Here is an 11,979-nt window from a genome sequence, read left to right as displayed (position 1 = left end):
CATTATCATTCTGAATAGCTTGTCGCACGTCGTAGGAAGCGACCCACCCCTGGGCGCCTCCTTTCCCCTCTGTGACAAGGTGATTTCCATGGCGGAACAACTATCCACAAGTAAGTGCGATTCACCATTACTGCAGGCCTTCGTCGACAACCGCAGCATCCTGGTCAAGATTGCTGCCCGCATCACTGGCTGCCGCTCCCGCGCCGAGGATGTGGTGCAAGACGCCTTCTTCCGGCTCGGCGCTGCCCCGCAGATCACTTCGTCGTTCAAGGCGCAACTAAGCTACCTGTTCCAGATCGTGCGCAACCTTGCGATCGACCACTACCGCAAGCAGACGATGGAGCTGAAGTACTCCGGCAGCGAGGAGGAAGGCCTGAATGTGGTTATCCAGAACGCCTCGCCCGAAGCCACCCATATCAACCTTGCCGCGCTGGACGACATTGCCGAAGCGCTGAACGAGCTGCCGCAACGTACCCGCTATGCGTTCGAGATGTACCGCCTGCATGGGGTACCGCAAAAGGACATTGCCAAGGAACTGGGGGTGTCGCCGACTTTGGTCAACTTCATGATCCGCGATGCACTGGTGCATTGCCGCAAGACCGCCAACCGGCAGGTCTGAGTCATTCTTCGAGAACATTGGCGAGGCCGTCGGGCGGGAATCAAGGCCTGCGCGTGCTGACTGTGATGCGGTAGGGCTCGAAAATCCGTGCCAGTTCACCGCTGTCACGCAGGCCACGCAGCAGTGCAGCGAACGTCTGCTCGCCGATAGGCGCCCCCGGGCGCAGCAAGGCGTAGTGGTGATAGACCTGGTCAATGCGTTGCGAAGGCACCAGCTGCGCCCTGCTCGCCGGGTTGCGTGCCAGGAAATCGCTGAGGTAGGAACGCGTGACCAGGGCGATATCGGCGCGGCCGGCCTGCACCATCAGCAGGTTGCTGTCGTGGGAATAGGTCAGGGTCGCGTTGTATGTCTTGCGCAGGTAATCGGGGTCAGCGTTGAAGCTGGCGAACGCATAGTGGTAGCCGTTGAACAAGGCCAGGCGTTTGCCGCGCAGGTCGTCGAAGTAACGCGGATCACTGCCGTTTGCCTTGCGGGAGACGAACACTTCGGCATCTTCCAGGCCCATGTCTACGGTCTGATGGGCAATCTGCTCCCAGCCCCATTGTGGGTTCTCGAAAATGGCCATGTCGGTGCGGCCCTGCTGGAAGTCACCGAAGCGCCGCTGGATAGACGTAGGTACCAGAACGAAGTGATAGTGCTGCTGCGCCCGGTTGAGTGCATCGACCAACTGCGGCAGCAAACCGGTATCGGCACCTTGCTCGGGGCGCACTGTGTAAGGCGGGAAATGGGCTGCGCCAATCTTCACTTCAACCGCTTCGCCAGCCCATACCGGTGCCGCCAACCAGAACACGGCCAGCAGCATCAGGGTGGACAAGGCCTTGAGGCCGGGCGCTGGAGTCAAGACGGACACTCATCACGGTTTATGCCTGTATGCGCTTAAGCTAGGCGTTTTCCAGGGGCGGCACAACTACTGGCGTCTGCTCTTTGTGCCAAAGCAGGCGGCAAAATGCCATAGGATGCCGTATGCCCGTACATTGGCTACGCTCTAGCAGGATCTGCATGGGAGCCTGGTATGGGCCATTGGTTGGTGATCGACCTGGAAGCCACCACCGACGATGGTGGGTGGCCGGTCACAGAGATGGAAATCATTGAAATCGGCGCAAGCCTGGTGACCCGCGAAGGCCGCGAGGTCGACCATTTCCAGCGTTTTGTAAAGCCACGGCGGCGGCCGCAGCTGACCCCGTTCTGCCGTGAGCTGACCCACATCAGCCAGGCCGACGTGGACAACGCCGCGCCGTTTCGCGAGGTGTGGGCAAGCTTCGAGCGCTGGCTGGGGCACCACCGCGGGCAGCTTCAGGCCTGGGTCAGCTGGGGCGACTACGACCGCCAGCAATTGCACCAGGAGTGGCAGCAGCACGGCCTCGACAGCCTGCTGCGCACATTGCCGCACATCAACCTCAAGCAACGCTTTGCCAAGGCCCGCCACCTGCAGCGCCCCACCGGCCTGAACGGCGCCCTGCAACTGGCCGGCATGCACTTTTGCGGGCAACAGCACAGGGCCCTGGAAGATGCGCGCAACACGGCGCGGCTATTACCGTTGACCCTGCCCGCCCACAGCCCCTGAAAGCAGATGACGAGGCCTGTGGCCTTGGGCATACTGGCCAGCCCTTTTTCAGCACCTCTTTTCAGGAGTCGCCCATGTTCCAGGTCAACGAGTACTTCAACGGCACCGTCAAGTCGATCGCATTCTCGGGCGAAGAAGGCCCGGCCACTGTCGGCGTCATGGCTCCGGGCGAATACGAATTCGGCACTGCCAAGCGTGAGATCATGCATGTGGTATCGGGCGCGCTGACCGTGAAACTGCCAGGTAGCGACAACTGGGAAACCTTCAACGCCGGTGACAAGTTCAACGTGCCGGCTGACAGCAAGTTCCAGCTGCAGGTGAAGGTGGATACCGCTTACCTGTGCGAATACCGCGACTAAGCGCCGGCCTGTTCCGGCCTCTTCGCGGGTAAACTGATCCTACAGGGTGCTGAGCCGACCTTCGATGGTGTGCGGTCCTTGTAGGTGCAGGTTTACCCGCGAAGAATCCACCACTAATCCTTCAGGAAATCAGCAACACGTTCAGCCGCCGCCTGCAAATGCTGCTCATGGCTGAACCCCGAAGCCTTCAACGGCTTCAGGTCATGGTCCCCCGCCACTAACCAGCTCACCTCGATCGCCGGCGACAACGCATACCCCGCCACCGCCTCGCGGTTACCCAGCGCATCCCGCTCGCCCTGCACGATCAACGTCGGTGTTTTCAACTCGGCCAGGTGCTCTACCCGTGGCTTCTCGGGTTTACCCACCGCGTAGAACGGATAGCCCAGGCACACCAGCGCATCCGCGCCCAGTTCGTCGGCCAGCAGGCTCGCCATGCGCCCGCCCATGGACTTGCCCCCGACGGCCAGCTTGCCCGCGACCAAAGGTCGCACTTGCCGGTACACCTCGCGCCAGCATTCAAGCAACACCTTCTGCGGGTTCGGCGGCCGCTTGCCACCGGTAACCCTGCGCTCGGCCATGTACGGGAACTCGAAGCGCACTACCGCTACCCCAAGCGCCGCAAGCCTTTGCGCCATTTCGTCCATGAACCCGCTGTCCATCGGCGCACCCGCGCCATGGGCCAGAATCAGGCACCCCTTGTAGTCATCCTGACCTGCAACCCGCGGAGGATCGCAGCGCAAGCCTGGGACATTTGCGACCTTCGCCCATTGATCCCCGTCAATACCGGCACTTTGCCCATTAATCATGCTTGCCTCGCTGTAAAGCCTGCCAAATAACCGTGGATGGGAACCCATACATGAACACAACCAGCAGTACCGCCTATAACTACAAGGTGGTCCGCCAATTCGCCATCATGACGGTGGTGTGGGGAATCGTCGGGATGGGGCTCGGCGTCTTCATCGCCGCCCAGCTCGCCTGGCCGTCCCTCAACTTCGACCTCCCCTGGACCAGTTTCGGCCGCCTGCGCCCCCTGCATACCAATGCGGTGATCTTCGCGTTCGGCGGCTGCGCACTGTTCGCCACCTCCTATTATTCGGTGCAACGCACCTGCCAGACCACCCTGTTCGCACCGGGCCTGGCCGCGTTCACGTTCTGGGGCTGGCAACTGGTTATCCTGCTGGCGGCCATCAGCCTGCCGCTGGGCTACACCAGCTCCAAGGAATACGCCGAACTGGAATGGCCGATCGACATTCTGATCACCATCGTCTGGGTGGGCTACGCCATCGTGTTCTTTGGCACGCTGATGAAGCGCAACACCAAACACATCTACGTCGGCAACTGGTTCTTCGGCGCCTTCATCCTGACCGTGGCGCTGCTGCACATCGTCAACAACCTGGAGCTGCCGGTCAGCCTGACCAAATCCTATTCGGTCTACGCAGGCGCCACCGATGCCATGGTGCAGTGGTGGTACGGCCATAACGCGGTGGGCTTCTTCCTGACCGCAGGCTTCCTGGGGATGATGTACTACTACGTGCCCAAGCAGGCCGAACGGCCGGTGTATTCGTATCGCTTGTCGATCGTGCACTTCTGGGCGCTGATCACCCTGTACATCTGGGCCGGCCCGCACCACCTGCACTACACCGCCCTGCCCGATTGGGCGCAGTCGCTGGGCATGGTGATGTCGCTGATCCTGCTGGCGCCAAGCTGGGGCGGCATGATCAACGGCATGATGACCCTGTCGGGCGCCTGGCACAAACTGCGCAGCGACCCGATCCTGCGCTTCCTGGTGGTGTCGCTGGCGTTCTACGGCATGTCCACCTTCGAAGGGCCAATGATGGCCATCAAGACGGTCAACGCCCTGTCCCACTACACCGACTGGACCATCGGCCACGTCCACGCCGGCGCCCTCGGCTGGGTAGCGATGATCTCGATCGGCGCGCTGTACCACACCATCCCCAAAGTGTTCGGCAAAGAACGCATGTACAGCCTCGGCCTGATCAATGCGCACTTCTGGCTGGCCACCATTGGTACCGTACTGTACATCGCCTCGATGTGGGTCAACGGCATCGCCCAGGGCCTGATGTGGCGCGCGGTCAACAGCGACGGCACGCTCACCTACTCGTTCGTGGAAACCTTGGTGGCCAGCCACCCAGGCTTCGTCGTGCGCTTCGTCGGCGGCGCGATCTTCCTCAGCGGCATGTTCCTGATGGCCTGGAACACCTGGCGCACCGTGCGTTCGCCAGCGCTTGACGTCGCCCCTGCGAACGCCCAGTTGGCTTGAGGAGAAACGCCTGATGAAACATGAAGTCATCGAGAAAAACGTCGGCCTGATGGCCCTGCTGATGGTATTTGCCGTCAGCATCGGCGGCCTGACCCAGATCGTCCCACTGTTCTTCCAGGACGTCACCAACAAACCGGTCGAAGGCATGAAGCCCTATACCGCGCTGCAACTGGAAGGCCGCGATGTCTACATCCGCGAAGGTTGCGTGGGCTGCCACTCGCAGATGATCCGCCCGTTCCGTGCCGAAACCGAGCGGTACGGCCACTACTCGGTGGCCGGTGAAAGCGTGTGGGACCACCCGTTCCTGTGGGGCTCCAAGCGCACCGGGCCGGACCTGGCCCGGGTCGGTGGCCGCTACTCGGACGACTGGCACCGTGCGCACCTGTACAACCCGCGCAACGTGGTACCGGAGTCGAAGATGCCGTCCTACCCGTGGCTGGTTGCCCAGCAGGTCGACAACAGCCACACCGACGTCAAGATGCGCACCCTGCGCACCCTGGGCGTGCCGTACACCGACGACGACATTGCCGGCGCCCGTGAAGCGGTCAAAGGCAAAACCGAGATGGACGCTCTGGTCGCCTACCTGCAGGTGCTCGGCACCGCGATCAAGAACAAGAGGTGAGTGCGATGGAAATGGACATCGGCATGATCCGCGGTGTGGGCACCCTGGTGGTGATGATTGCCTTTATCGGCCTCACCCTGTGGGTCTTCAACCGCCGCCGCGACCGTGATTTCGCCGAAGCGCGCCTGCTGCCCTTCGTCGACGACCGCCTGCCCCCTGCCGGGCAGGAGCCTGCTGCAAAAAGGAGTAACGGGCAATGACCACCTTCTGGAGTACGTACATCAGCGTACTGACCATCGGTAGCCTGATTGGCCTGACCTGGCTACTGCTCGCCACACGCAAGGGCCAGAGCAACAACACCACCGACGAAACCATGGGCCACAGCTTCGACGGCATCGAGGAGTACGACAACCCGCTGCCCAAGTGGTGGTTCTGGCTGTTCGTGGGCACCTTGGCGTTCTCGGTCGGCTACCTGATCCTCTACCCGGGCCTGGGCAACTGGAAAGGCATCCTGCCGGGCTATGAAAATGGCTGGACTGGCGCCAACGAATGGCAGAAGGAAATGGACAAGGCCGATGCCAGGTTCGGTCCGATCTTCGCCAAATACGCCGCCATGCCCGTAGAAGAAGTGGCGAAGGACCCGCAGGCGCTGAAAATGGGCAGCCGCCTGTTCGCCTCCAACTGCTCGGTGTGCCACGGTTCCGACGCCAAGGGCGCCTTCGGCTTCCCCAACCTCACCGACAATGACTGGCGCTGGGGCGGCGATCCGGACACCATCAAGACCACCATCATGAGCGGTCGCCATGGCGTGATGCCGGCCTGGGCCGAAGTGATCGGTGACCAGGGCGTGGCCGACGTGGCTGCGTTCGTGGTCAGCAAACTCGACGGCCGCACACTGCCTGAGGGGGCAAAGGCCGATGTGGAGAACGGGCAGAAGATCTTCGCAGCCAACTGCGTGGCCTGCCACGGGCCGGAAGGCAAAGGCACGCCCGCCATGGGCGCACCGAACCTGACCCACCCGCAGGCGTTCATCTACGGCTCGAGCTTTGCCCAGCTGCAGCAGACCATTCGTTATGGTCGCCAAGGGCAAATGCCGGCGCAGGCCGAGATCCAAGGGAATGACAAGGTGCACCTGCTGGCGGCTTATGTGTATAGCCTGTCGCAGGATGGTTCGGCTGAGACCGTGACGGCCAAGTGAGTTTGCCGAAAGGGATTTGCCGCCTGTGAGATCGAGCGCCGCGCGGGCGGCGCTCGATATCCGCCCCACCATAACCATCAAACCTTACACCCCCGCCCCACCATCCCCCTCAAACCATGCCCCCACCGCCGCCCCCCTTCCCTTGCACCCCCACCGAACAGAACTAAGCTTGTTGCCTCAGTGGGCTTCGCTCCGAAAGGACCGATGCAGACACGGCGCGTAGCCTGACGCCGCCCCGAAAAAGCTTGACCGATCGATCAGAAAAATATGAAAAACGGTACACATTACAAATATTTATTTGTGTACAATCGCCCAGACCCGATCCCTGCGGGACATCAGTGATCGGACCTGGACACGGGTCGGCGTACCAAAGTTGCGTTGCGGTAACCTTGCTGGTTATCAATACTGGCGCCGATTTTTCGACCAACAAGAACATCAAAACCGTGGAACCTTAGAATGAGCACAGCAATCAGTCCGACTGCTTATAACTATAAGGTCGTCCGCCAGTTCGCCATCATGACGGTGGTCTGGGGGATCCTTGGCATGGGCCTCGGCGTCTTCATCGCCTCGCAGCTGGTGTGGCCGCAGCTGAACCTGGACCTTCCCTGGACCAGCTTCGGCCGCCTGCGCCCGCTGCACACCAACCTGGTGATCTTCGCCTTCGGGGGCTGTGCGCTGTTCGGCACCAGCTACTACGTGGTGCAGCGCACCTGCCAGACCCGGCTGATCTCCGACAGCATGGCCGCCTTCACCTTCTGGGGTTGGCAAGCCGTGATCGTCGGCGCGCTGATCACCCTGCCGATGGGCTACACCACCACCAAGGAATACGCCGAGCTCGAGTGGCCGCTGGCGATCCTGCTGGCGATCGTCTGGGTTACCTACGGCCTGGTGTTCTTCGGCACCATCGTCAAGCGCAAGACCAAGCACATCTATGTCGGCAACTGGTTCTACGGTGCGTTCATCGTGGTCACCGCGATGCTGCACATCGTCAACCACATCTCGCTGCCGGTGAGCCTGTTCAAGTCGTACTCGGCCTACTCCGGCGCCACCGACGCGATGATCCAGTGGTGGTACGGCCACAACGCCGTGGGCTTCTTCCTCACCACCGGTTTCCTGGGGATGATGTACTACTTCGTGCCCAAGCAGGCCGAGCGGCCGATCTACTCGTATCGCTTGTCGATCGTGCACTTCTGGGCGCTGATCACCCTGTACATCTGGGCCGGCCCGCACCACCTGCACTACACCGCCCTGCCTGACTGGGCGCAGTCGTTGGGCATGGTGATGTCGATCATCCTGCTGGCGCCAAGCTGGGGCGGCATGATCAACGGCATGATGACCCTGTCGGGCGCCTGGCACAAACTGCGCACCGACCCGATCCTGCGCTTCCTGGTGGTGTCGCTGGCGTTCTACGGCATGTCCACCTTCGAAGGCCCGATGATGGCCATCAAGACCGTGAACTCACTGTCGCACTACACCGACTGGACCATCGGCCACGTCCACGCCGGCGCTCTCGGCTGGGTGGCAATGATTTCGATCGGCGCCGTGTACCACATGATCCCGAAACTCTACGGCCGCGAGCAGATGCACAGCATCGGCCTGATCAACGCGCACTTCTGGCTGGCCACCATCGGCACCGTACTGTACATCGCCTCGATGTGGGTCAACGGCATCACCCAGGGCCTGATGTGGCGCGCCATCAACGATGACGGCACCCTCACCTACTCCTTCGTCGAAGCCCTGCAGGCCAGCCACCCCGGCTACATCGTCCGCGCCCTGGGCGGTGCGTTCTTCGCCAGCGGCATGCTGCTGATGGCCTACAACGTGTTCCGTACCGTACGTGCCGCCAACCCGGCACAGGCTGAAGAGGCCGCCAAGATCGTCGTTGTGGGAGCGCACTGATGAAGCATGAAGCCGTCGAGAAGAACATAGGCCTGCTGGCCTTCTTCATGGTCATCGCCGTGAGCGTCGGTGGCCTGACCCAGATCGTCCCGCTGTTTTTCCAGGACGTCACCAACAAGCCGGTCGAGGGCATGAAGCCGCGCACCGCGCTGGAGCTGGAAGGCCGCGATATCTACATCCGCGAAGGCTGCGTAGGCTGTCACTCGCAGATGATCCGCCCGTTCCGTGCCGAAACCGAGCGGTACGGCCATTACTCGGTAGCCGGTGAAAGCGTGTGGGATCACCCGTTCCTGTGGGGCTCCAAGCGTACCGGGCCGGACTTGGCCCGCGTCGGCGGCCGCTACTCCGATGACTGGCACCGTGCGCACCTGTACAACCCGCGCAACGTGGTACCGGAATCGAAGATGCCGTCCTACCCGTGGCTGGTCGAGAACAAGCTCGACGGCAAAGACACCGCGAAGAAGATGGAAGTGCTGCGCACACTCGGCACCCCGTACACCGACGCCGACATTGCCGGCGCACGTGACGCGGTCAAGGGCAAGACCGAAATGGACGCCATCGTCGCGTACCTGCAGGGTCTTGGCACCATCATCAAGAGCAAACGGTGACGCTGATGGATATCGGGATGATTCGCGGCCTGGGCACCGTCGTGGTGATGGTGGCCTTCGTGGGCCTGGCGCTGTGGGTATTCAACCCACGGCGTAAAAAGGACTTCGACGAAGCGACCCAACTGCCCTTCGCGGATGACCCCGAGGCCACTCGGCACGTCGAGCAAGCAAAAGCTTCTAGGAGCAAACAACAATGACAACCTTCTGGAGTCTGTACGTTACCGTCCTGACCCTGGGCACCATCTTCTCGTTGACCTGGCTGCTGCTGTCGACCCGCAAGGGCCAGCGCGAAGAGGTTACCGACGAAACCGTCGGGCATGCCTTCGATGGCATCGAGGAATACGACAACCCGCTGCCGAAATGGTGGTTCTGGCTGTTCGTCGGCACCATCATCTTTGCCCTCGGCTACCTGGTGCTATACCCGGGCCTGGGCAACTGGAAAGGCGTCCTGCCGGGCTATTCGTACCTGGATAACGACAAGCAGACCGAGTTTTCCAACGGCCAGCCGGGCTGGACCGGCGTGCACGAATGGGAAAAGGAAATGGCCAAGGCCGACGCCCGCTTCGGGCCGATCTTCGCCAAGTTCGCGGCCATGCCGATCGAAGAAGTGGCCAAGGACCCACAGGCATTGAAAATGGGTGCGCGGCTGTTCGCCTCCAACTGTTCGGTGTGCCACGGCTCCGACGCCAAGGGCGCCTTCGGCTTCCCCAACCTGACCGACAACGACTGGCGCTGGGGCGGCGAACCGGACACCATCAAGACCACCATCATGGGCGGTCGTCATGGCGTGATGCCGGCCTGGGCCGAAGTGATCGGTGACCAGGGCGTGGCCGACGTGGCTGCGTTCGTGGTCAGCAAACTCGATGGCCGCACATTGCCTGAGGGGGCTAAGGCCGATGTGGAGAACGGGCAGAAGATCTTCGCAGCCAACTGCGTGGCCTGCCACGGGCCGGAAGGCAAAGGCACGCCCGCCATGGGCGCACCGAACCTGACCCACCCGCAGGCGTTCATCTACGGCTCGAGCTTTGCCCAGTTGCAGCAGACTATCCGTTATGGCCGCCAGGGGCAGATGCCGGCCCAGGAACAGCTGCAGGGCAACGACAAGGTGCACTTGCTGGCAGCTTATGTGTACAGCCTGTCGCACCAGGCTGAGCCGGCCAAGGCTGAGTAAGGCAGGCCTGGCCTGTTCGCGGGTAAACCCGCTCCTACACAGGATCCTTGTAGGAGCGGGTTTACCCGCGAAGAGGCCGGTACTGGCACAGCATTTCTCGCAGGCTGATGACCTGGATCAATTGACACCCGCCATAACACGTTTCATACCACGAACCCAACGCGACTAAAGGTCGCAGTGCGATCCCATGCTGCCCTCAGCGGCGTATCATGGACCGCAGAGCGCTAGCAGATTGCGCGAGACTGCGGCCCGCACGCACAGGCCGCGGCGTTTCTCCACTGCCGTGGGACTTGATGATGAGCAAGCAAATTCCGGTACATGATGTCACCCCGCCTGCCAGCAAAGGGAAGGATTCCGTCGACCTCTACGCTTCCCGGGAAAAGATCTACACCCGCGCCTTCACCGGCCTGTTCCGTCGTCTGCGCATGGTCGGGGGTGCCGCACTGTTCCTGCTGTACTTCGGCACCGTGTGGCTGAACTGGGGAGGGCACCAGGCCGTGTGGTGGAACCTGCCCGAACGCAAGTTCTACATCTTCGGCGCCACCATCTGGCCGCAAGACTTCATCCTGCTCTCGGGCATTCTCATCGTCGCCGCCTTCGGCCTGTTCTTCATCACTGTGTTCGCCGGCCGGGTGTGGTGTGGCTACACCTGCCCGCAAAGCGTGTGGACCTGGATTTTCATGTGGTGCGAAAAGGTCACCGAGGGTGACCGCAACCAGCGCATGAAGCTCGACAAAGCCCCCATGAGCGGCAACAAGTTCCTGCGCAAATTCACCAAGCACAGCCTGTGGCTGCTGATCGGCTTTGTCACCGGCATGACCTTTGTCGGCTACTTTTCGCCGATCCGTGAGCTGGTGGTCGAATTCTTCACGGGCCAGGCCGATGGCTGGGCCTACTTCTGGGTCGGTTTCTTCACCCTCGCCACCTACGGCAACGCCGGCTGGCTACGCGAACAGGTGTGCGTGTACATGTGCCCCTATGCCCGCTTCCAGAGCGTGATGTTCGACAAGGACACGCTGATCGTGTCCTACGACCCACGCCGTGGCGAAACCCGCGGCCCGCGCAAGAAAGATACCGACTACAAAGCCCAGGGCCTGGGTGACTGCATCGACTGCACCATGTGCGTGCAGGTCTGCCCGACCGGCATCGACATCCGTGACGGCCTGCAGATCGAGTGCATCGGCTGCGCCGCCTGTATCGACGCCTGCGACAGCATCATGGACAAGATGAACTACCCCAAAGGCCTGATCAGCTACACCACCGAACACAACCTGTCCGGGCAGAAGACCCACCTGCTGCGCCCGCGTCTGATCGGCTATGCCGTGGTACTGCTGGTGATGATGATCGGGCTGGCGACGGCCTTCGCCACCCGTTCGCTGGTCGGTTTCGACGTCAGCAAAGACCGCGTGCTGTACCGCGAAAACGCCCAGGGCCGGATCGAGAACGTGTACAGCCTGAAGGTAATGAACAAGGATCAGCGCGATCACGTCTACGTGCTGGACGCCGCCGGCCTGCCGGACCTCAAGCTTGAAGGCCAGCGCGAGATCCGCGTGGCCGCCGGTGACATCGTCAGCCTTCCCGTGCAGCTGTCGGTTGCCCCCGAGAAGCTGCCATCGACCACCAACGAAATCACCTTCATCCTCAAGAGCGCCGACGACAGCGACGCCCAGGTTGAAGCCAAGAGCCGTTTCATCGGCCCACAGATCCGCTAAGAGAGA

Annotated in this window: 14 protein-coding genes; 12 read left to right on the top strand and 2 right to left on the bottom strand. The window is 61.8% G+C overall.

Going from position 1 to position 11,979, the window contains the following annotated elements; genetic code table 11:
* Window positions 1-88 precede the first annotated feature (88 nt).
* Window positions 89-619 (top strand): RNA polymerase factor sigma-70, encoded by a 531-nt coding sequence (locus tag REH59_RS08555; protein WP_003254275.1) that lies wholly within the window; start codon window positions 89-91, stop codon window positions 617-619.
* A gap of 40 nt (window positions 620-659) precedes the next feature.
* On the opposite strand, the gene REH59_RS08550 is transcribed toward REH59_RS08555, so the two are convergent.
* Complete coding sequence (locus REH59_RS08550; RefSeq protein ID WP_014859403.1) at window positions 660-1,460, bottom strand: substrate-binding periplasmic protein; 801 nt, start codon at window positions 1,458-1,460, stop codon at window positions 660-662.
* 171 nt (window positions 1,461-1,631) lie between these two features.
* Here REH59_RS08550 and REH59_RS08545 point away from each other — a divergent pair, with 171 nt between their 5' ends.
* Both REH59_RS08545 and REH59_RS08540 read left to right on the top strand, forming a co-directional pair.
* Window positions 1,632-2,183 (top strand): exonuclease domain-containing protein, encoded by a 552-nt coding sequence (locus REH59_RS08545; protein WP_003254277.1) that lies wholly within the window; start codon window positions 1,632-1,634, stop codon window positions 2,181-2,183.
* A 74-nt stretch (window positions 2,184-2,257) separates the two neighbouring features.
* Window positions 2,258-2,542: a pyrimidine/purine nucleoside phosphorylase gene (locus REH59_RS08540; protein WP_003254278.1), complete on the top strand. Its 285-nt coding sequence runs from the start codon at window positions 2,258-2,260 to the stop codon at window positions 2,540-2,542.
* A gap of 113 nt (window positions 2,543-2,655) precedes the next feature.
* On the opposite strand, the gene REH59_RS08535 is transcribed toward REH59_RS08540, so the two are convergent.
* Complete coding sequence (locus REH59_RS08535) at window positions 2,656-3,348, bottom strand: alpha/beta family hydrolase (protein WP_010955001.1); 693 nt, start codon at window positions 3,346-3,348, stop codon at window positions 2,656-2,658.
* Window positions 3,349-3,398: 50 nt separating this feature from the next.
* On the opposite strand from REH59_RS08535, the gene ccoN (REH59_RS08530) reads away from it, so the two are divergent.
* The 9 genes from ccoN (REH59_RS08530) (at window position 3,399) to ccoG (ending at window position 11,973) form a co-directional block, all read left to right on the top strand.
* Window positions 3,399-4,823, top strand: a complete 1,425-nt coding sequence (gene ccoN / locus REH59_RS08530) for a cytochrome-c oxidase, cbb3-type subunit I (RefSeq protein WP_003254280.1) — start codon at window positions 3,399-3,401, stop codon at window positions 4,821-4,823.
* A 13-nt stretch (window positions 4,824-4,836) separates the two neighbouring features.
* Window positions 4,837-5,445, top strand: a complete 609-nt coding sequence (ccoO, locus tag REH59_RS08525) for a cytochrome-c oxidase, cbb3-type subunit II (RefSeq protein WP_003254281.1) — start codon at window positions 4,837-4,839, stop codon at window positions 5,443-5,445.
* Window positions 5,446-5,450: 5 nt separating this feature from the next.
* Window positions 5,451-5,645: a cbb3-type cytochrome oxidase subunit 3 gene (locus tag REH59_RS08520; RefSeq protein ID WP_003254282.1), complete on the top strand. Its 195-nt coding sequence runs from the start codon at window positions 5,451-5,453 to the stop codon at window positions 5,643-5,645.
* Window positions 5,642-6,583: a cytochrome-c oxidase, cbb3-type subunit III gene (ccoP, locus tag REH59_RS08515; RefSeq protein ID WP_014859405.1), complete on the top strand. Its 942-nt coding sequence runs from the start codon at window positions 5,642-5,644 to the stop codon at window positions 6,581-6,583. Before REH59_RS08520 ends, ccoP (REH59_RS08515) begins: the two co-directional genes overlap by 4 nt.
* A 456-nt stretch (window positions 6,584-7,039) precedes the next feature.
* A complete protein-coding gene (gene ccoN, locus REH59_RS08510) occupies window positions 7,040-8,482 on the top strand; it encodes a cytochrome-c oxidase, cbb3-type subunit I (RefSeq protein WP_003254284.1) in 1,443 nt (480 codons plus the stop codon).
* The gene (ccoO, locus tag REH59_RS08505) at window positions 8,482-9,090 is read left to right on the top strand and encodes a cytochrome-c oxidase, cbb3-type subunit II (RefSeq protein ID WP_003254286.1); all 609 of its coding nucleotides are present in this window, start codon (window positions 8,482-8,484) and stop codon (window positions 9,088-9,090) included. The genes ccoN (REH59_RS08510) and ccoO (REH59_RS08505) overlap by 1 nt, the downstream gene beginning before the upstream one ends.
* Before the next feature lie 5 nt (window positions 9,091-9,095).
* Window positions 9,096-9,287 carry a cbb3-type cytochrome oxidase subunit 3 gene (locus REH59_RS08500; protein ID WP_128573906.1) on the top strand — a complete coding sequence of 64 codons (192 nt, stop codon included), beginning with the start codon at window positions 9,096-9,098 and terminating at the stop codon, window positions 9,285-9,287.
* Window positions 9,284-10,261 carry a cytochrome-c oxidase, cbb3-type subunit III gene (gene ccoP / locus REH59_RS08495; protein ID WP_014859407.1) on the top strand — a complete coding sequence of 326 codons (978 nt, stop codon included), beginning with the start codon at window positions 9,284-9,286 and terminating at the stop codon, window positions 10,259-10,261. Before REH59_RS08500 ends, ccoP (REH59_RS08495) begins: the two co-directional genes overlap by 4 nt.
* Window positions 10,262-10,557: 296 nt before the next feature.
* The gene (gene ccoG, locus REH59_RS08490) at window positions 10,558-11,973 is read left to right on the top strand and encodes a cytochrome c oxidase accessory protein CcoG (RefSeq protein ID WP_004577070.1); all 1,416 of its coding nucleotides are present in this window, start codon (window positions 10,558-10,560) and stop codon (window positions 11,971-11,973) included.
* Window positions 11,974-11,979: the final 6 nt, after the last annotated feature.

It is taken from the genome of Pseudomonas sp. BO3-4, assembly GCF_034044115.1.
GTDB lineage: Bacteria > Pseudomonadota > Gammaproteobacteria > Pseudomonadales > Pseudomonadaceae > Aquipseudomonas > Aquipseudomonas alloputida.
This window is presented reverse-complemented; position numbering and strand designations above follow the sequence as displayed.